This is a genomic window from Streptomyces sp. NPDC041713 (genome assembly GCF_055591085.1).
This window is the reverse complement of record NZ_JBVIZY010000011.1, coordinates 78,072-97,528: the sequence shown is the minus strand read 5'-3', so window position 1 is coordinate 97,528 and position 19,457 is coordinate 78,072. Positions and strand designations below refer to the sequence as shown.

Here is a 19,457-nt window from a genome sequence, read left to right as displayed (position 1 = left end):
CTGAGTTGGTGGGGGTCGTGCGCCTTCCAGCGATGTGAGGAATCCGCCATGACGCAGCCGCGAAGCTCCGCACCCGTCGCCGACGGCACCCCTGCCGCCCGCCCCCGGCCCGCCCCCGTGCGCCGCCGGCTCGCCCTCGGATCGGTCGCGGCGATCGCCGTCGCCGCGTCGCTCGCGATGCCGGTCTCCGGCGCGTGGGCCCAGTCGGGCCCGGTCGGGGGCGGAGGGTACGGCCGGGCGGAGCTCCAGCGCGGCCTGGACAACATCGTCCGCAAGGACGGGGTGGTCGGCGCCGAGGCGGCCGTCGTGGACGGCGGCCGCCGTACCTCGGTACGGAGCGGGAGCGCCGAGCGCGGCACCGACCGCCCGATGCCGCGCCAGGGCTACTTCCGGATGGGCAGCAACACGAAGACCTTCGTCTCCACCGTCGTGCTGCAGCTGGTCGCCGAGGGGCGCATACGGCTCGACGACACCGTCGACCGGTGGCTGCCCGGAGTGGTGGAGGGCAACGGCAACGACGGCGGGCGCATCACCGTACGCCAGCTGCTCCAGCACACCAGCGGCCTGCCCGACTACGACGACGACCTGCCCCTGACCGACGAGAAGGAGTTCCAGAAGCACCGCTTCGACCCCTTCGAGCCGCGCGACCTCGTCGGCATGGCGCTGCGGCACCGGCCCCTCTTCGAGCCCGGCAAGGGCTGGGGCTACTCGAACACCAACTACATACTGGCCGGGATGATCATCGAGAAGGTGACGGGGCACACCTGGAGCGACGAGGTCCGCCGGCGGATCATCGAGCCCCTCGGCCTCCGGCACACCTTCTCCGCGGGCACGCGCACCGGACTGCCCCGGCCGCACGCCAAGGGCTACCAGCAGTTCAAGCCGGGCGGCCGGCTGGTCGACAGCACCGAGGTGAGCATGACCTGGGGCGGCTCGGCGGGCGATCTCGTCACCACCTCCAACGACCTGACCCGCTTCTGGCGCGCTCTCCTCGGCGGTGAGCTGCTTGCGCCCCGGCAGATGGCGCAGATGCTCGACACCGTGCCCGCACCCGACGACGGCAGCAAACTGGTCCAGCGGATGGGCCTCGGCATCTTCTGGACGCAGCTCAGCTGCGGAGGGGGCTATTGGGGGCACGGCGGCACCACCCTCGGCCACCTGAACTCCAACGGCTTCGTCGACAAGGGTCGGCGCGGCGTCGTCGTGATGCGCTCCACCAATCTCGCGTCGGACGACCGCGACAGCCGCACCGACCGGCTCGTCGACGACGCGCTGTGCGCGCGGAAGTGAGCGCGCCGCAGACAGCCGCCCGCGCGCGCCGCAGGCAGCCGCCCGCGGCCCGGTCGGCCGTCTGGGCGAGCGCGGGCCGGGAGCGCGGGTCACAGTGGATCCGTGAGCGGTCGAGGGACCGCCGGCCCACCTCCGCCCCGGCAACCGAAGGAAGGCGCATGCAGCACGTCACCCTGAACAACGGCGTCGAGATGCCTATCCTCGGATTCGGCGTCTACCAGATCCCGCCGGAGGACACCGAGAGGGCCGTCACCGAGGCGCTCGCCGCCGGCTACCGGCTGCTCGACACCGCCGAGGCCTACGGCAACGAAGAGGCCGTGGGACGGGCGATCAGAAGCAGCGGCATCCCGCGCCAGGAACTGTTCGTCACCACCAAGCTGTGGGTCCAGGACGGCCCCGCGGAGGAGAACACCCGGCGCTCCTTCGACGCCTCACTGAAAAGGCTCGGCCTCGACCACCTCGACCTGTACCTGATGCACCAGCCCTACGGCGACGTGTACGGGCAGTGGCGCGCCATGGAGGCCCTCACCCGGGAGGGCCGGGTCAGGGCGATCGGCGTCGCCAACTTCTACCCCGACCGGCTGCTCGACCTCATCCTCAACAACGAGGTCACGCCCGCCGTCGACCAGATCGAGACCCACCCGTTCTTCCAGCGCTCCGCGGACCACCACCTCATGCGCGAGCACGGCGTCCAGCTCCAGTCCTGGGGCGGCTTCGCGGAGGGCAGGAACGACCTGTTCTCCACCCCGCTGCTGCGGGAGATCGGCCGGCAGTACGGCAAGTCCGTCGCCCAGGTCGTCCTGCGCTGGCTGACCCAGCGCGGCATCGTCGCGATCCCCAAGTCGGTCCGCGCGGAGCGCATGGCGGAGAACATCGACGTCTTCGACTTCGAACTCTCCGACCACCAGATGGCCCAGATCAGCACGCTCGACGCCGGGGAGTCGCTGTTCTTCGACCACCACGACCCCGAGATGGTCGCCCAACTCGCCCGGCGACGCATGGACGGCTGAACCGGCCATCGCCGTTCCGCCAGCGTTTAGGCTTCGAGCATGGAGCAGCGCGAGATCATGCAACGAGTCGTCGGCATCCTGACCGAGGCGCTGGAAATGCGCCGCCAGGCCCGCGAGAACCCGGACGGCGAGATCGAGAACAGCGGCGCGGTGGGGGCGATGCTCGAGGAGATGCTGCCACGCATCGAAATCCCCTCCGACGCGACCCCCATCGAAGTGGCCGCGGTGGTGGGGCAGGAGCTGGGGCCCGTCATCGAACAGATCACGTCCGCCTTCGCCCTCTCCTTCGCCCAGCTGGCCGAGGTCCACGACGAGGGGCACACGGAGGTGTCGTCCGCGGACGTGCTCCGGTCCATCGCCCTGCACTTCGAGCACGAGGAGAACGACGAAAGCGACGAGAGCGAGGAGTAGGGGGAGCACACGCCGACGGGGCGGCCGCGGAGAGATCCGCGGCCGCCCCGTCGGCGCGTTCCGGTCGGCCCTTGGGCCGGGCCGCGCGGGGTTCAGGGGCGGGGGCGCGCCGCCGTGTCGAGGTAGAAGGCGTCGATGCTCTGGACGGCCGTCTCGAATTCCTCGAGGTTGACCGGCTTCGTCACGTACGCGTTGGCGTGACTGCTGTACGCGCCGGTCACGTCCTCCGGGGCGGTGGACGTGGTGAGGACGACGACGGGGATGGTCTGCAGGTCCTCGTCGGCCTTGAGGACCTTCAGCAGGTCCCGGCCGTTCATCCGGGGCATGTTCAGGTCGAGGACGATCAGGTCGGGACGCGGCGCACCCGGTGTGCGCAGGTGCTCCAGCGCGGCGACCCCGTCGGTGACCTGGACCAGGTTGCGCGCCCCGCGCTCGGAGAGGGCTTCCTCGATGAGCATCGCGTCGGCGACGTCGTCCTCGACGAGCAGGACGTCGAAGGGGCGGGCGGGGGTCGTCATCATGGAACGCTCCGTGCGTTTCTCGTGGGAGTGGTTGAAGAGCCCCGGCCAGCGGCGTCGTGCGCCTTGGCGGGTCATGCCGCATGCGGCGCCGATCTGGGGGTATCCGGCACCGGCTTGGGCGGCGGCCCCGGCCGCCTCCCGCTGGAGTCGCTCGGTGGCCTGCTGAAGGTGGTCCAGCACGTGGAGCAGCAACAGGGCCTGCGCCGGGTCGTCCGACGCGGGTTGTGCGGGGCCGTCCAGCAACTGCCAGGCGAGGCGCTGCGCGACGTCGCCGACCGCCGTGTCCGCGATGGCGGCCGTCTCTTGCGGGGTCGCCCGCAACTCGAAGTGCTTGCCTGACATGTCAGGCACTCTAGGTCCCCGGGACCGCTGGCGACAACAACTGTTGTCAACCCTTAGAGTGTGCGGGCCGCACATCCGGCGCGGCTTTCGCAACAAGGAGTCCACAGGATGACCGGCGAGGAAAGGCAACCGGGCATGCGGACGCTCTCTACGTGGACGACCCGAAGGTGGCTCCGCGTGGGGGTGGCCGCGTCCCTGGTGGTTCTGGCGCTGCTCGGCGTCACGGGAGCATGGGTTCTGGCGCGTACCGCGGCCATCAGCGAAGATCTGGTGGACGTGCGCTCTCCCACGTTGACCACCGCGATCCGCCTCGAGGCGGCCATTCTCAACCAGGAGACCGGCATACGGGGTTACGGCCTCACCGGCACGCCCGCGTTCATCGACCCCTACCGGCGCGGGGTCGCCGAACAGCGGGAGAACGCCCGCCGGCTCGAAGCCCTGCTGGACGGCGACACCGCGGGGGAGAAGGACCTCAAGGACGTTCAGGAGGCCGTGGCGCGCTGGCAGAAGAGGATCGCCCGGCCGGTCGCCGCCGAACCGTCCGGCGCGCCTTCGGAGTTGGCGAAGGACCGGGCGACGGAGGGCAAGGAGTCCTTCGACCACGTGCGTACGGCCCTTGATCACCAGCAGGAGCGGCTGCGCGCGGAGCGCGCCCGGGTCAGGGACGACCTGATGGCCAACACCACCCTGCGCAACTGGGTGTTCTCCGCCATCGGCCTGGTCATCCTGCTGCTGACCGTGCTCATCTTCGAGGGACTGCGCCGCGGCATCAACCGGCCGCTCGAACAACTCGGCACCGAGGCCCGCACCATCGCCGGCGGTGACTTCGACCACCCCATCACCCCGACCGGACCCGCCGACCTGCGCCACCTCAGCGGCGAGATCGACTTCATGCGCCGACGCCTGGTGCGGGAGCTGGCCTTCAGTGAGGAGGCACGGCTGCGCCTCGACGCACAGGCCGCGGATCTGCAGCGCTCCAACGCCGAGCTGGAGCAGTTCGCCTACGTGGCCTCCCACGACCTGCAGGAGCCGCTGCGCAAGGTCTCCAGTTTCACCCAGCTCCTGCAGCGCCGTTACGCCGGACAACTGGACAGCCGGGCCGACCAGTACATCGACTTCGCGGTCGACGGGGCGAACCGCATGCAGACCCTCATCAACGACCTGCTGGACTTCTCCCGGGTGGGCCGGCTGCACCACGCCCACCAGAGTGTCGACCTCGACACCGTGCTGGAGCGGACGCTGTCCGCGCTGAGCGTGAGCATCGAGGAGTCCGAGGCGACGATCACCCACGATCCGCTGCCCACGCTGGTCGCCGATCCCACCCAGATGGGCATGCTCTGGCAGAACCTCATCGGCAACGCGGTCAAGTTCCGCAGGCCGGGAGTGACGCCGGAGATCCACGTCACGGCGGCCGAGGAAGGCGGGCTGTGGCGGTTCACCGTCACCGACAACGGCATCGGCATCGAAGAGGAGTACGCCGAGAAGGTCTTCGTGATCTTCCAGCGGCTGCACACCAAGGACACCTACTCCGGCAGTGGCATCGGCCTCGCGATGTGCAAGAAGATCGTGGAGTTCCACGGCGGCACCATCGGCGTCGACCCCGAGTACACGAAGGGCGCACGCATCACCTTCACGCTGGCGCCCGAACCGCCGGAGAACCACGGCCCCTCGACCCTGCCGGAGGCGACCCGCCGCACCGACGCGGAGCCCGCACGATGACCGCAGTCATGCCGGCCGCCCCGGACGGGCAGCTGTACCGGATCCTGCTGATCGAGGACGACCTGGGGGACGCCCTGCTCGTCGAGGAACTCCTCCACGACACCGGGCTCCGGGTCGAGCTGACCGTCCGTACGACGCTGAACGAGGCCCGCGCCGACCTGGCCGGCGGATCGGTCGACTGCGTCCTCCTCGACCTCCACCTGCCGGACGTGTCGGGCATCGACGCCGTCACCGCGGTCCGTGGCCTGGCCCCGCACACCGCGGTCATCGTCCTGACCGGGCTGTCCGAGGCCCAGGCGGGCGCGGACGCGATGGCCGCCGGAGCCCAGGACTATCTCGTCAAGGGCAAGGTCGACGGGGACCTGCTGCACCGCACGGTGCGCTACGCCGTCTACCGCAGCCGGACCGAGCGGACCAACTCCGAGGCCCAGGCCGCCCGGCTGCGGGCCGAGGAGAACGCCCGCCTCGAACGGGGTCTGCTGCCCCAGCCCATCCTCGACACCTCCACGGTCAGGGTGACCACCCGCTACCTTCCCGGCGCCGCGTGGGCGCTGCTCGGCGGGGACTTCCTGGACGTGGTGGAGGGCGAGGACGGGCTGCTGCACGCCGTCGTCGGGGACGTCAGCGGGCACGGCCCCGACGCGGCGGCGCTGGGCGTCTTCCTGCGCATCGCCTGGCGCTCGCTCGTGCTCGGCGGGCATCGCGGCAACGATTTGCTGCACCTGATGGAGCGCATCCTGATCGCGGAACGCGGCAGCCAGAACCTGTTCGCCACGTGCACGATCCTCACCCTCGACCAGGGCGCCGCCACCGCCACCCTCCACCTGGCCGGTCACCACGAGCCCCTCCTCACCACGGCGGACGGAACGCAGGAGCTGGCGGCCGCGCACGGCATCGCCCTCGGCGTCGTCCCGGGGCTGCGCAAGTGGCCGTCCACTGTCGTCCCGCTGCCGGCCTCCGGCGCCCTGACCCTGTACACCGACGGGCTGACCGAGGGGCACAACGGCGCGACCGGCGAGCGGCTCGGCGTGGACGGTTTGCTCTCGCTGATCGGGAACCTGCCGACGGCGGACCCGGAGGCCCATGTCGACCTGCTCATCGAGGAGACGAACGCGCTGAACGCGGGGCGGCACTCCGACGACCTCGCGGTGCTCCGCCTGGACTGGGGGAGCCGGCCGGGCCCCCGTGCGGGAGCGGGCCCGGTCCGTTCCGGTGTGACCTGACCCGACGGCCGCCGGGGCGCGGCTACTTGGACTCGACCCGGCCCCCCGCGTCGGGTCCCGTGGTCAGCGCCTCGGCGGCGGTCCGCCAGGTCGGTGCGCCGGGGTGGAACCGGCTGTGCAGGTAGGCCGCGGTGAGCCGGGCGACGGCGGCCACCCGTGCGGGGTTCTCGTCGGTGGTCTCGGCGGCGTCGTACCCGGAGATCCCGCCGAGGCCGTGCTCCGCTTCGAACAAGGTGAGCAGGGTCTTGGGGCCCGGTGCGAGCGTGTAGGGGTCGGCGTGCCAGTCAGGGCCCATGTCCGTGAAGTGCCGGGGGTCGTCCTTGTCGCCGGTGACGACCAGGGCGGGCGTGGTCATGGTGGAGAAGTCGACGGCCCCGATGACCGGCCACTGCGCGGCCGCGGGCCCGTTGTAGACGTCGCCGCCCCTGCCGGGCGGGGCGAGCAGCACGCCCGCCTTGATTCGGGGCTCCGCGAGTCGCACCAGCTCCCTGGTCTCGGGGTCGGTGAGACCGGCGCCCAGGAGGAGGGAGGCGGTGAAGCCGCCGAGCGAGTGCCCGGCGAGGGCGATCTTGTCGGGGTCGATGCGGCCCGCGAGCTGGGGCACGGCGTTCACGACGACGTCGAGCCGGTCGAGGATGTCGCTCATGTCCTCGGCGCGGGAGCGCCAGAAGTCGGGGGCTCCGGGGGCGTCGGCGACCAGCTCGGTCAGGGTGCGTGAGGTGAGGTGGGTGGGCTGGACGACGACGAACCCGTGGGCCGCCCAGCGCTCGGCGAGCGGGGCGTACCCGTGCAGTGAGGAGAGGTGGTTCGAGGGGCCGTGGCCGTGCGAGAGGAGGATGACGGGCAGGCCGGTTCCGGTCGCGGGTGCGGTGACGCGCAGCTGGAGGTCGACGGGGCGCCCGGGTATGGGCAGGACGACCGGGCTGAAGGACAGCACCGGAACGGTCGTGACCTGGACATCGGCAAGAGTGGATGTGCTCACGAGGTGGCTCCCTTTGGGTAACGCCTGCCGCCTTCCGGTCTCCTGGACCGGTGGCGGGCACGGCGGACAGGGGGTGCCGTTTCGGCTAAGCTGAAACGGAACGCCGCTCCACTTAGTATCCGGAGCGCTGTTCCGTTTTGTCAATCGGCATCGATCGATGTCGACCGACGCCTGTCGATGGGAAAGGGGTGCGTGGTGGCCACCGATGGCCGTGCGGAAGCGGTGACGGAGGACGGTGCGGGGGAGAGCGGTACGGGGGAGAGTGGTACGGAACCGACCCCGCCCCGGGGCAAGCGGGCGGACGCCCAGCGGAACCGGCAGACGGTGCTCGACGCTGCGGCGGAGGTGTTCGTCACGGCCGGGGTGGACGCGCCGATCCGGCAGATCGCGGCTCGGGCGGGCGTCGGAATGGCGACGATCTACCGGCACTTCCCGACCCGGGCGGATCTCGTCACCGCCGTCTACCGCCATCAGATCGAGGCGTGCGCACAGGCCGGTCCGAGCCTGCTGGCCGGCGCGGACTCACCGTTCGACGCGCTCCGCCAGTGGATCGATCTCTTCGTGGACTTCCTGGTCACCAAGCACGGGCTCGCCGACGCCCTGCAGTCCGACAGCGACCGCTTCGCCGCGCTGCACGCCTACTTCCTCGACCGGCTGCTGCCCGTCTGTGCCCAGCTGCTCGACGCCGCGGTCGAGTCCGGCGACATCCGGTCCGGCACGCAGCCCTACGAGCTGATGCGTGGGATCGGCAATCTCTGCGTCGGGCGGGACAACGACCCCCGCTACGATCCGCGCCGCCTGATCGCCCTTCTCCTCCGGGGGCTTCAGGGGTCCTGACGCCGGCGCGCGGCGTCACGTATCGGCGCGGGTACTTCTTCCGGACGGCAGTGGCCGCCGGTCACGACCAGCCGGGGTTCTCCGTCAGCGCGATCACCGCGGTGATCCGCTTGCCCACGGGCTCGCGGTGCACCGAGAAGCTCTGGCACAGGGCCATGACGATCTCGAGCCCGTGCTGTCCCACCCGGCTCGGATCCGGCGGCAGGATGAGGGGCAGAGCCGTGCTGCTGTCCCACACGCTCACCTCGATGGCGTCGCCCTGCACGTCCAGGGTCAGCAGCGACGGCCCCGGCGCGTACTTGCGGGCGTTGGTCACCAGCTCGCTGACCACCAGCTCCACCATGCCGACCGCCCGGCCGGACACGGGAAGACCGTGCACGGACTGCGCGTCCGCCAGGAAGCCGCGGGCCAGATCGCGGGCGGCACCGATCTCCTCGCTGTCCTCGAACGCCGCAGACACCGATAGGAACTCGCTCACCAGCGACTCCCGGTCGCCCTCGCCCGCCGCCCGGTCACGGACGGCCTTGTCATCCAAGCACTCCTGTTTCACAGGACCCCGCCTACCCGGAAATCGTCGGGACAGTGGTCTCGGCACGAGGTGATTTTCACGGGTTTTCTCGCTCCCTCCGCGGAGCCCCGCCCCTCCGCCCGCATCGGCCGGATGCGGCCCTGTTCATCGCGCGGGAACGCCAATAGCCTGTGCGACTCTCGCGTACCGGTCTCGCGTACCGGCGCGTTCTGGGGGGTCTCGTGAACGGTCTCCGTGCGGTCATCGTCTGCCTCGTGCTCGCCTGTACCGCTTCGGTGTCGCCGGCCGTCGCCGCGACCCCCGGCTGGTCGGCGCTCCCGGTACCGGCGGCCGCCCCGCCCGTGACGGTGTCCGATCTCGCCGCCCGCGATCCGGCCGAGGCGTGGGCGACGGGGTACGAGCACACCGCCGACGGCCTGCTGCCGATGCTGTACCGGTGGAACGGCACGGCGTGGAGCCGGGACACGACCTTCCCGGGGGCCGGTGAGCCGGGCTGGCTCGGCAGGGTGCAGTTCGTCGGCGACGAGATGTGGGTCCTCCACAACCACGCGGGGGAGGGGGAGATCCTGCGCCGGTCGGCGGGCGCGTGGCGCACCGTCCCGCTGCCGCGGACCCTGTGGACCTACCAGGACTTCGCCGCGGTGCCGGGTGCCGCATGGGTGGTCGGCGAGGACGACACCGGTCTGAAGGTGCTGCACTACGACGGTTCGGGCTGGACGGCCCAGTCGACTCCGGACGGCGTGCTCTACCTGATGGGGATCACCGCGCGCACGGCCACCGACGCCTGGGCGTGGGCCGACACCGACACCGGCCCCGCGATCCTGCGCTGGGACGGCACGGAGTGGCGGGACGCGAAGGTGCCGCTGCCGTCCAACAGCAACGTGCACACGATCCTGCTCGAACCCACCGGACGGGCCACGATCGGGGGCAGCCAATACGTGGACGGGTCGGCCCGCACGTACCTGATGACCTGGGACGGGCGCGCCTGGCGCACCAGCTATCCGCCGCTGGGCGACACCTACACGGAGGCCATAGTGCGCGGCCCGGACGGCGCTCTGTGGCTGCCGGTGCGCAGCGACCGCGCTTTCCGGTCCCGGTACGCGCGCCTCGACGGTGACCGCACCACCTTCTCGTACGGACCGAAGCGCACCAACGCGATCGACGTCGCCCCGCGCGCGCTGGCGAGGACCGGGACCTCCCTGCTGTCCTTCGGCACCGTCGAGATCTACGGCTCGAAGCCCAACCTGATGAGCGAGCGGCTGGGAGGCCGACCATGATGCGAAGACTTCTCGTCGCGGCCCTCGCCGTCGCCCTGACCGTCGTGACCGTCCTCGCCTCGGCCGCGGCGGAACCCCGGACCTGGCGGCACGTTCCGGTCCCGGCCCAGGTGCGCCCGCAGGCCGGGCTGAACGAGGCCGTGGCGTTCGGAGCGGACCGGGCGTGGGCGGTGGGCACCGACGCGGTGGGGCGCGAGGCGCCGGGCTTTCCGCTGCTGCTGCGCTGGGACGGAACGAACTGGCGGCGCCAGTCACTGCTCGGCACCCGGTGGCAGGGGGAGCTGCTCTCCATCGCCGCGACCTCACCCACCTCGGCCTGGGCGGCGGGCCGTGACGCGGCGGGCGCCGCCCGTCTGCTCCGCTTCGACGGCAAGGCCTGGCACGAGAGCGTGCCGCCGGTCGGTACCGTCCTGACCAGGGTCTTCGCGGGTGGCGGCGAGACCTGGCTGATGGGTTCGCGCGGCGGCGCGCAGGTACTGTTGCGCCGGGCCGGGGGCAGCTGGCAGGACGTGCCGGTGCCGCCGGGGGCCGTGTACGGGCTGCACGTCCTGGCGGCGGACGACGTCTGGGCCGCGGGCGACACCGCGTCGGGCGCCGCCGTGTCGCACTGGAACGGGCAGGCGTGGCAGCAGAACATCGTGGACGGATTCCCGCGCTCGTCGGTGGGCAGCGTCCTCGCGGTCTCGCCGACGGAGGTGTGGGCGGGCGGCACGGCCGGTTTCGTCGGCGGCCCGCCGGGCAAGCCGATCCCGCCCCTGCTGGTCCGCTGGGACGGGACGTCGTGGAGCCATGTGGACGTCCCCACCGACTTCGGCTCGGTCAGCTCCCTGACACCCGCCGCCTCCGGCGGCCTGGGCTGGGTGTCGGTGGCCCGCTCGCAGAAGCTGGGCGCGCCCGGGACCTTCCCGCCGATCGTGCCGGGGCCGGACTTCCTCGCCTGGGACGGGCAGTCGTTCACCCCGTACAGCGAACCGGCGGTGGCGGGGGAGGGCGAGTCCTCGATGCTGCGCCTCGCACCGGTGCCGGGCACGGAGTCGGTGTGGTCGGTGGGCAGGGCGGACGGCCCCGAGGGCACGTTCGCGCCGCGCATCCTGCGGTTCGAGTGAGAGCGGGGGCCTGTTCGGCGGATCGAGGCGTACGGGAGTGACGCACGCACCCCGGTCCGCCGGAATCCCGGGACGACGGCCGCCGGCACGACGGGGCAACCCGCCCCGCGGCGCGCGGCGCCGTCGAGGGGCGCGCGGGGACGTCGCCGTGTACTCCGGGGTGCGCCCGGGCAGGTAGCACCGCAACGGTCGCGGCGCGACGGGCCGCGGCCCGGGACGGCAGGAGGAGTCGGAGATCATGGCACAACACACGGCCCGGGAATGGGAGTTCACCGACGACCGGAACCACCTGGTCAGGACCGCGCGCCGCCCGTCCCGGCCGGTCGCCTACCTGCCGACCGGCGCGGCGCTGCACGACCACGGCATAGGGCTGGCCGGACTGTTCGGTTCCGCGCACGACGATCCGGCCGTGCCCGACCCCGCGAAGGCCGGCAGCCTCCCGATCGCGGACCTGCCCTACTTCGGCGCGGGCTCGGCGCTCGACCTGGACGCCCTCCTCGCTGCCGACCCGGACCTGATCGTGGCGCTCACCTACGGCACCGGCCAGGTGTACGGCATCGACCCGGAGGCGGCCAAACACCTGGAGGAACAGGTGCCGTTCGTGGTGCTCGACGTCGGCGGCGGGCGCAGCCTCGCCGGGATCAGGGACCGGCTCACCGCACTCGCCCGCAGCCTGGGCGCAGAGCCGCAACCCGAAGCCGATGCCGAACTCGCCGCAGCGGAGCGGCGGTTGACGGACGCGGCCGCGGGCCCCGCACGGCCGCGCGTCCTCGCCCTCTCCCCGGCGGGGCCCGACTCCGTCCACCTGGCGCGGCCGTACGCCTGGCCGGACCTCGCCGCGCTCGCCGGTGCCGGGGTCGGCCTCGTGGACCCGGAGCCGGGACAGGGCGCCAACTGGTCCACCACGGGCTGGGCGGAGGCGGCCGCACTGGAGCCCGACATCGTCCTCACCGATGTGCGCAGCAACGCCGCGGTGCTGGGCGACGCCTTCGGGCCGGGCGTCCCCGTCCTGCCGTGGAACCCCGAACTGCCGCCCAGCGCACGGGAACACGCCCGCTACCTGACCCTGATCGCCGAGGCCCTGGAGGCAGCGCAACCCCTGCGTCCCTGACCCGGCACGCCGAGCCACGGTGCCGGGTGAAGGCCCGCACCGGGTGTGCCGATGTGCCTCGGGCGGCACGTACCGTTGATCCATGACGCGAGTGCTGCACATCACCGAGCGTGCCCTGTGGGACGCCGCCCGGGAATCGGGGACGTACGAGAGGTCGACGCGCGGGAAGACGCTGAACGAGGTGGGCTTCATCCACTGCTCGACGGCGGCCCAACTGCGCGGCGTCGCCGAGTTCCTCTACGGCGACTACGACGGCCCCGACGAACTCGTGGTCCTCACCATCGACAGCGACCGCCTCACGGCTCCGCTGCGTTACGAGGCCGCCGAGCCCGGAGGCGCCGAATTCCCGCACATCTACGGCCCGTTGCCGGTCGACGCGGTGACGGAGGTGTCCCCGTGGCCGTCGTCACCGGGCGTCGGTGCTGGGGGCACACCCGTGGCGGCACCCTACGACCCGGAGGAGGCGGACGGCTCCTCTCCCGAAGGGCGGTCCGCGAGGTAGTCGTGCAGCTGGGCCGCTCCCTCCAGCATGGCCCGCGCCCGCAGGTTCAGTGCTCTCTCGCGCTGCGCCAGGGCCGTACGGAGTGCGCCGACGCCGCCGCTGCGCCGCAGGTCGTCGAGGACCGGGCGGATCTGCGGCAGCAGGTGGTGGCTCTGTCGGAGCAGGTGGACGATGCGGGCGTCCCGGACGTCGGCGGGGAGGTAGGAGCGGTAGTGCGTGCCCAGATCGCGCGACGGCGTCAGGAGCCCGGCGGCCTCCCACACCCGCAGGGCCGACGTGCGTACGCCGAGGTGGGCGGCCACCTCACCGATGCGCAGCCGGGTACGCGGCAAGGGCGGTGCGGACGGCCCGTCCTCCGCGACGGCCCGCAGCGCCTCCCCGGTCGCCCGCAGGGATCCGCGCTGCTCGTGCAGCTCGGCGTGGCCGGCGTCCAGCAGCGCCAGCGCCCCCGGCACGTCACCCGCGTGCACGGCCCGCATGACCGCCCGCGCCGCGCCCGAACCGTACCCGCGGGCCAGGGACCGGTAGGCGACCAGCGCCGCCCGGTGTCCCGCGTCGAACCTGCGGTACCCGGCGGGGGAGCGCGGGGCGGCCGGCAGGATGCCCGCGTCGGCGTAGTTCCGGATCTGCTGCGGGGAGACGCCGACCGTACGGGCCAGATCGACGGACCGGAGCGCGCCGGCGCCGGGTGTGGAGTCCTTGTCGACGGTGCCGCTCGGAGCGTCCTTGCCCGCTCCCGCGCTCCCGGCGACCGCCCCCGCCCGTCGCCCCGTGCTCTGATCGCTCATCGGTGACCCTCCCGGCGACGTTCTCCCGGCCGGTCGGTACCGGGGCTGCATCACGTCCCCGGAATCCTATGAGCAAGGTCGTGGTGTGCCGCAGTGCGGTGCGCTCCCCCCCCACGGGGCCACGAGGTCGGGCCGGGCCCGCTCACTCACTCCCCTCCGAGCGGCGAGCGCGCAGTGTCCGTACCTTGTTGCGATTGCCGCAGTGTTCCATCGAGCACCAGCGGCGGCGGCCGGGGCGGGAGGTGTCGACGTAGATCAGGGCGCAGTTCTCGGCCGAGCACATCCGGATGCGGTGGGCGAACGGGCCGGTCAGCAGGTCCACGGCGTCGCACGCGACCGTGGCGAGCAGCCGGGTGCCGTCGGCGCCGTCCGCCCAGCCCCGCTCGCCGCCCGGCGCGATCGTGGGGATCAGCGGAGCGTGGGCGGCCGCCTCGTTCAGGGTGTCGATGTCGGACGGTTCGGCGGCGCCGCCCGAGGCTCGCGCGGTCGCCACGCGGAACAGCGCGTCGCGCAGTCGCCGGGCGGATGCCACCTCCGCCCCGGTCACCTTCAGCGCGGGCGTCGGCGTCAGACGCGACCGCTCCGCCCACGCCACCAGATCGCCGGGAGCGTGCAGCACCTCGTAACGCCGGAACTCGCCCGGGCCTCCGGTGGTCAGCAGCTCCAGGCTGAGCGTGCCGGGGTCGAAGCGGTACGTGGAACCGCTGCGGGAGCGCATCGTGATGCCGGTGGGTTCCATGTAACCAATATAAGAGGTTACGTACCCTCGGCCGAGGTCCGGGTCCGGCGGCCGGGGCGCCTGGCTGGGGCGCGCGGTCGGGTCCGGGGCGGTCCTAGACTCTCGGCATGGTCGACACTCTGCTGACGCAGCTCAGCGCCGGAAAATACCTGCTGGTCAGCAGCTACCGGAAGGACGGCACCCTGGTACCGACCCCGGTCTGGGTCGTCGCGGACGACGACGGGCTCGGGATCTGGACGCCCGGCGACTCGTGGAAGGTGAAGCGGATCCGCCGCCGCGCGGACGTCATGGTCGGACCGTGCGACCGCCGGGGCAACCCCACCGGCGAGCAGGTGCCCGCCACCGCTGAGATCTGCGAGCCGGACGTCACCGCCCGCTACCGAAGCCTCATCCTGCACAAGTACGGAATACTCGGCTTCCTCACCCTCTTCGGCAGCCGCGTCCGGCGCGGCCTGGACGGCACCGTCGGCATCCGTATCACCCTCACACGCTGAGGGCGGCGGGCGCCGCCGTCTCGGCGCGGAAGGCGACCACCGTCTCGCGGGCGTGCCGCAGGCCCATCCGCCCGAAGTCGGCCTCCAGCTCGGCCAGTTCGGCGAGTGTCGCCTCCCGGTCCCGCCCGAGCCTCGCCCGGGACTTCGCCAGGCCGAGCCGCGAAAGCGCCGAGCCGCGCGGTTCGCCCATCGCGTCGAACTCCGCCAGTGCGACGCCGTACGTCTCCTCCGCCTGCGCGTAACGCCCGGCGCGGTAGAGGACGTTGCCGCGCATCTTGTGGTTGTAGGCCAGCGCGCTTGCCAGGTTCATCGCGCGGCACACCACCTCGGCCTCGGACAGCAGCTCCAGCGCCCGGTCCGGTTCGCCCCGCAGCGACAGCACGTCGGCCACGCCCCGCAGCGACCAGGCGCGCCCGCGCGCGTCGTCCGCGTCGGTGGAGATCCGTACCGACTCCTCGAACAGCTCCAGAGCCTTCGCGTGGTCGCCGCGGTTGCGGTGCATCTGCGCTATCCCGGTCATCGCCCACACCATGTGCCGCGCCTCACCGTGCGCCCGCCCCTGCTCCAGCAACTCCTCGTGGAGCGCGGCGACGGCCGCGTAGTCCCCCTGGATGCGCCCCGTCTCGGCGAGCCCCGCGAGCGCGTACCCGTGCGCGAGCCGGTCGCCGCCCCTCCTGGCCAGCTCGACGGAGTGCGCGAGGAGCCGACGGGCCAGCGGCAGCGCCCCGCACTGGCGCGCGAGAGTGCCGCCGCTCCACAGTGCCCAGGCCATCGGGCCCGCCTCCCCGGTGGCGCGGGCGCTGCGGTAGCTCTGCCGCCACGCCGCGCCCGCGTCGTCGACCCGGCCGAGGCGCCGGTTCGCCTCGGCGAGCGCGAGGGCGGCCCGCGCCCGCTCGGCGGGGCCGTCCGCCCGGGCGAGCGCGCGCCGGGCTGTCGCGCGCACGTCCTCGTACGAGGAGTTGACGGTCAGCTCCGAGCCCAGTTCGCCCTGGTACTCCGGCGCGAATGCCTTGACGTCCATGGATCCGAGGCCTCTCGATCGGTGGCGATGTGACGTGATCAAGAAGCTACGAGCCGGGACGGGGGCGGCGAATCCCTCCCGCTACGGGTCATCGAGTACGACTCGAGTGCTACACAGGGGGACCGTGATCAACCTCGGGACGTACGGGACGCGGGCGGCCGGACGCCGTCAGGAAGCGCTCTGCTCCTGCGAAGCGTCCTGCTCCTGCTGGCCGGGTCCCGACTGCTGGGCGGTCGCGGTCTGCTGGGCCGTGGCCGTCTGCAGGGCGCTGATGCACGCGCCGATCGCCTGCTGGAGGTCTTCGAGGCGGCGCACCATGTCGTCCTCGTAGATGTCGTCGATCTCCTCCACGTCGTCGAACGTCAGCTCCTCGAAGACCTTTGTGGCCTTCTGCAGGCTGCTGTAGAACTTCGCGCGCCGCTCCTGCACGCGCAGCTCCGGGTCGCTCTGGACGGTCTGCGCGACCATGTCCCTGACCGTGTCGTACGCCTCGCGCGCCCACTCGCCGGACTCCTCGCCGTCGTCCAGCTCGTCGATGAGGGACAGATGGCGCTCGGCCTCCTCGCGCAGCTCGGCCGGTGCGTCGATCATCTGCCCTGCGGGCGTCTTGACCTGGCCCTTCTCCACGATCTGGCGGACGTAGCCGACCCGGTCGCCCGCCTTCGCCTCGGCCGCCACGGCCTTCTTGAGGTCGTCGGTGCGGACGATGTCGCGGACCAGCTCGGTGCGCAGGGCCGGGTCCTCGTCGAGGCGGTCCATCAGGGCCTTGCGGGCCGCTTCGGCGGTGCCGGGGTCGGCGAGGATGGCGGCGCGCAGCGCGGTGGGGTTCTCCGCGACCTCCAGGGCCTTGGTGGGGCGGATGCCCTCGGCCTCGGCCGCCTCGGAGATCGCCTCGCCGCGCTGGGTGAGGGCGCTGGAGCGGGCGGTGTAGTACGACAACCAGACGTCGGCGTCGGGGAGTTCGACCTCCATGCCGGGGGAGAGCGCCTCGAAGTGCGGCACCATTCCGTCGTCGGCGGCCTTGTCCCAGGCCTTGTAGTAGCGCATGACGCGGTCGGCCGAGCAGCCGGCCAGCTCGGCGAACGCCTTGGCCGAGACCTTGGGCGTCTCGTCGGCACCCTGCCCGCCCGGCCGCACGCTGCGGGCGACCTTGAGGCCGAAGGCCCAGCCGCCGGTGCGGGCGTAGACACCGAAGTCACGGGCGTCCTCGGCGATCAACTCCGCCGCGTCGGGCTCCGCGGACCACATGGCTTCCTCGGGGGCGGCGCCGGCCTCGGAGGCGGTGGCATCCTCGGAGGGGGAGAAGGCTACGGTCACGGGGGTTCTCCTGGGTGTCACGGGCGTACGGAGGTTGACGCAATACCTTATCTCTCCTATTGGGATGGTTTGCGCGTGAGTTGGCGTGCTCCTGTGACTGCTGCCGGGCACCCGCACTCCTCCCGGCCACCTGTGACTGCTGCCGCTCACCCGTGACTCCTCCCGGTCGCCGCCAGGATCGCCGTCGTGCCGGGGCGGCCGCTCGCATAGGCTGCCCGGATGAGCATTCTGGATGACGCCCGCCCGGGCATGAACCCCGAGATCCGGCCGCAGGACGACCTCTTCGGCCACGTCAACGGCGTGTGGCTGGACACCGAGAAGATCCCCGATGACCGCTCCAGCTGGGGCCCCTTCGTGCAGCTGGCCGACACCGCAGAGCAGCAGGTCAAGACGATCATCCAGGAACTGGCGGCGCAGGCGGCGGCCGATCCCGCGGCGGCCTCCGAGGACGCGCGCAAGATCGCCGCGCTCTACGCCTCCTTCATGGACGAGGAGACCGTCGCCGCCCGCGGCCTGGCGCCGGCCCAGCCCCTGATCGACGAGGTCGCGGCGCTGCGGGACACCCGGGAGCTCGCCGCCTTCCTCGGCCGCTTCGAGCGCGTCGGCGGCTCCGGCCTCTTCGGTTCGTACATCGACACGGACGACCGCGACTCCGACCGCTACCTCTTCAACGTCCTCCAGGGCGGGCTCGGCCTGCCCGACGAGTCGTACTACCGCGAGGAGAAGTTCGCCGAGATCCGCGAGAAGTACCTCGCCCACCTCACCGAGCTCCTCACCCTCGGCAAGCACACGGACGCCGCGGGCGCCGCACGGACCGTCCTCGCGCTGGAGACGCGGCTCGCCGAGGGGCACTGGGAGCGGGCCGAGACCCGTGACGTGCAGAAGACCTACAACCTCACCACCCTCGACGAACTGACCGCGCTGGCACCGGAGTTCGACTGGCGCGGTTTCGTCATCGGACTCGGCGGCTCGGACGCCACCATCGCCGAGACCTGCGTCCGCCAGCCGTCCTACCTCGCCCACCTCTCCACGGTCCTCGCCGAGGTGCCGATGGAGCAGTGGCGGGACTGGGCGATGACGCGGGTGCTCCGCGCCTGCGCGCCGTACCTGTCCGACGAGTTCGTCCGGAACAACTTCGAGTTCTACGGCCGCACGCTGAACGGCACCCCCGAACTGCGCGCCCGCTGGAAGCGCGCCGTCGCCCTCGTGGAGGGGGCGATGGGCGAGGCCGTCGGCAAGGAGTACGTCGCGCGGCACTTCCCGCCGTCCTCCAAGGCGATCATGGACGACCTCGTCGCCAACCTCCTCGAGGCCTACCGCCAGTCGATCGCCCGCCTGGACTGGATGACCGACGAGACCAAGGAACGGGCGTACGAGAAGCTCGCCACGTTCCGCCCCAAGATCGGTTATCCGGACACCTTCCGCGACTACTCCGCGCTGGAGGTCTCGGCCGACGACCTGCTCGCCAACGCGCAGGCGGCCGCCGCGTTCGAGACCGACCGGCAGGTCGCCAAGGTCGGCGGGCCGGTCGACCGCGACGAGTGGTTCATGCTGCCGCAGACCGTCAACGCGTACTACAACCCGGGCACCAACGAGATCTGCTTCCCCGCGGGCATCCTGCAGAAGCCGTTCTTCTCGCCCGACGCCGACCCCGCGGAGAACTACGGCGGCATCGGCTCGGTCATCGGCCACGAGATCGGCCACGGCTTCGACGACCAGGGCGCGCAGTACGACGGCCAGGGCAACCTGAACGACTGGTGGACCGCCGCCGACAAGACCGCCTTCGAGGCGAAGTCGAAGGCGCTCGTCGAGCAGTACGACGGCTTCTCGCCGCGCAACCTCCCCGGCGAGTCCGTCAACGGCTCGCTGACCGTCGGCGAGAACATCGGCGACCTGGGCGGCCTGACCATCGGCCACACCGCGTACCTCATCTCGCTCGACGGGGCGCCGATGCCCGAGAGCGACGGCCTCACCGGCTCGCAGCGGCTCTTCATGAACTGGGCGTACTGCTGGCGCGCGAAGCGCCGCACGGAGCAGGAGCAGCAGTACCTCACCATCGACCCGCACTCGCCGCCGGAGTTCCGCGCCAACATCGTGCGCAACCTCGACGAGTTCCACGAGGCGTTCGGCACGGCGAAGGGCGACGGGCTCTGGCTCGACCCCGCGGAGCGCGTGCGGATCTGGTGACGCGCCCGCAGTGATACGCACGCGGTGGCGTCGCGGGGGCTTGCCCCGCGG

General features: G+C 72.1%; 18 protein-coding genes and 1 pseudogene. 12 read left to right on the top strand and 7 right to left on the bottom strand.

What is annotated here, in order from left to right; translation table 11 throughout:
* Positions 1-48: 48 nt before the first annotated feature.
* From ACZ6CV_RS28930 to ACZ6CV_RS28920, 3 genes are all read left to right on the top strand, one after another.
* Positions 49-1,290 (top strand): serine hydrolase domain-containing protein, encoded by a 1,242-nt coding sequence (locus ACZ6CV_RS28930; RefSeq protein ID WP_469253695.1) that lies wholly within the window; start codon positions 49-51, stop codon positions 1,288-1,290.
* 158 nt (positions 1,291-1,448) lie between these two features.
* The gene (locus ACZ6CV_RS28925; protein ID WP_469253694.1) at positions 1,449-2,300 is read left to right on the top strand and encodes an aldo/keto reductase; all 852 of its coding nucleotides are present in this window, start codon (positions 1,449-1,451) and stop codon (positions 2,298-2,300) included.
* 39 nt (positions 2,301-2,339) lie between these two features.
* The gene (locus tag ACZ6CV_RS28920; RefSeq protein ID WP_469253692.1) at positions 2,340-2,711 is read left to right on the top strand and encodes a hypothetical protein; all 372 of its coding nucleotides are present in this window, start codon (positions 2,340-2,342) and stop codon (positions 2,709-2,711) included.
* Positions 2,712-2,803: 92 nt separating this feature from the next.
* On the opposite strand, the gene ACZ6CV_RS28915 is transcribed toward ACZ6CV_RS28920, so the two are convergent.
* Entirely contained in the window at positions 2,804-3,574 is a 771-nt protein-coding gene (locus tag ACZ6CV_RS28915) for a response regulator (protein ID WP_358712602.1), read from the bottom strand.
* Between the two features lie 108 nt (positions 3,575-3,682).
* On the opposite strand from ACZ6CV_RS28915, the gene ACZ6CV_RS28910 reads away from it, so the two are divergent.
* Together ACZ6CV_RS28910 and ACZ6CV_RS28905 are read left to right on the top strand one after the other, a co-directional pair.
* On the top strand, positions 3,683-5,293 hold the full coding sequence (locus ACZ6CV_RS28910; protein ID WP_469253691.1) for a sensor histidine kinase: 1,611 nt from the start codon (positions 3,683-3,685) through the stop codon (positions 5,291-5,293).
* The gene (locus tag ACZ6CV_RS28905; protein WP_469253689.1) at positions 5,290-6,516 is read left to right on the top strand and encodes a PP2C family protein-serine/threonine phosphatase; all 1,227 of its coding nucleotides are present in this window, start codon (positions 5,290-5,292) and stop codon (positions 6,514-6,516) included. Before ACZ6CV_RS28910 ends, ACZ6CV_RS28905 begins: the two co-directional genes overlap by 4 nt.
* Positions 6,517-6,538: 22 nt before the next feature.
* Here the strand turns inward: ACZ6CV_RS28905 and ACZ6CV_RS28900 are convergent, their stop codons facing one another.
* Complete coding sequence (locus ACZ6CV_RS28900) at positions 6,539-7,498, bottom strand: alpha/beta hydrolase family protein (RefSeq protein WP_469253687.1); 960 nt, start codon at positions 7,496-7,498, stop codon at positions 6,539-6,541.
* A gap of 324 nt (positions 7,499-7,822) precedes the next feature.
* Here ACZ6CV_RS28900 and ACZ6CV_RS28895 point away from each other — a divergent pair, with 324 nt between their 5' ends.
* Positions 7,823-8,335 (top strand): TetR/AcrR family transcriptional regulator, encoded by a 513-nt coding sequence (locus ACZ6CV_RS28895; protein WP_469253947.1) that lies wholly within the window; start codon positions 7,823-7,825, stop codon positions 8,333-8,335.
* Between the two features lie 61 nt (positions 8,336-8,396).
* On the opposite strand, the gene ACZ6CV_RS28890 is transcribed toward ACZ6CV_RS28895, so the two are convergent.
* Positions 8,397-8,870, bottom strand: coding sequence for an ATP-binding protein (locus ACZ6CV_RS28890; RefSeq protein WP_469253685.1), 474 nt, complete (start codon positions 8,868-8,870; stop codon positions 8,397-8,399).
* A 215-nt stretch (positions 8,871-9,085) separates the two neighbouring features.
* Here ACZ6CV_RS28890 and ACZ6CV_RS28885 point away from each other — a divergent pair, with 215 nt between their 5' ends.
* The 4 genes and pseudogenes from ACZ6CV_RS28885 to ACZ6CV_RS28870 form a co-directional block, all read left to right on the top strand.
* Complete coding sequence (locus tag ACZ6CV_RS28885; RefSeq protein ID WP_469253683.1) at positions 9,086-10,141, top strand: hypothetical protein; 1,056 nt, start codon at positions 9,086-9,088, stop codon at positions 10,139-10,141.
* A complete protein-coding gene (locus tag ACZ6CV_RS28880) occupies positions 10,138-11,247 on the top strand; it encodes a beta propeller repeat protein (protein WP_469253682.1) in 1,110 nt (369 codons plus the stop codon). Before ACZ6CV_RS28885 ends, ACZ6CV_RS28880 begins: the two co-directional genes overlap by 4 nt.
* Before the next feature lie 238 nt (positions 11,248-11,485).
* On the top strand, positions 11,486-12,358 hold the full coding sequence (locus ACZ6CV_RS28875) for an ABC transporter substrate-binding protein (RefSeq protein ID WP_469253680.1): 873 nt from the start codon (positions 11,486-11,488) through the stop codon (positions 12,356-12,358).
* An 82-nt stretch (positions 12,359-12,440) separates the two neighbouring features.
* Positions 12,441-12,758: pseudogene (locus ACZ6CV_RS28870) on the top strand (DUF952 domain-containing protein); the annotation flags it as partial.
* A 47-nt stretch (positions 12,759-12,805) separates the two neighbouring features.
* Here the strand turns inward: ACZ6CV_RS28870 and ACZ6CV_RS28865 are convergent.
* Entirely contained in the window at positions 12,806-13,648 is an 843-nt protein-coding gene (locus ACZ6CV_RS28865; protein WP_469253678.1) for a MerR family DNA-binding transcriptional regulator, read from the bottom strand.
* A gap of 142 nt (positions 13,649-13,790) precedes the next feature.
* Positions 13,791-14,387, bottom strand: a complete 597-nt coding sequence (locus ACZ6CV_RS28860) for a CGNR zinc finger domain-containing protein (protein ID WP_469253676.1) — start codon at positions 14,385-14,387, stop codon at positions 13,791-13,793.
* 107 nt (positions 14,388-14,494) lie between these two features.
* Between ACZ6CV_RS28860 and ACZ6CV_RS28855 the strand changes: the two genes are divergently transcribed.
* Complete coding sequence (locus ACZ6CV_RS28855; RefSeq protein WP_469253674.1) at positions 14,495-14,881, top strand: PPOX class F420-dependent oxidoreductase; 387 nt, start codon at positions 14,495-14,497, stop codon at positions 14,879-14,881.
* Here the strand turns inward: ACZ6CV_RS28855 and ACZ6CV_RS28850 are convergent.
* Complete coding sequence (locus tag ACZ6CV_RS28850; RefSeq protein ID WP_469253672.1) at positions 14,871-15,902, bottom strand: tetratricopeptide repeat protein; 1,032 nt, start codon at positions 15,900-15,902, stop codon at positions 14,871-14,873. The genes ACZ6CV_RS28855 and ACZ6CV_RS28850 overlap by 11 nt on opposite strands.
* Positions 15,903-16,070: 168 nt before the next feature.
* Positions 16,071-17,150, bottom strand: a complete 1,080-nt coding sequence (locus ACZ6CV_RS28845) for a hypothetical protein (protein ID WP_469253946.1) — start codon at positions 17,148-17,150, stop codon at positions 16,071-16,073.
* A gap of 288 nt (positions 17,151-17,438) precedes the next feature.
* On the opposite strand from ACZ6CV_RS28845, the gene ACZ6CV_RS28840 reads away from it, so the two are divergent.
* Entirely contained in the window at positions 17,439-19,406 is a 1,968-nt protein-coding gene (locus ACZ6CV_RS28840) for a M13 family metallopeptidase (RefSeq protein WP_469253670.1), read from the top strand.
* Positions 19,407-19,457 lie beyond the last annotated feature (51 nt).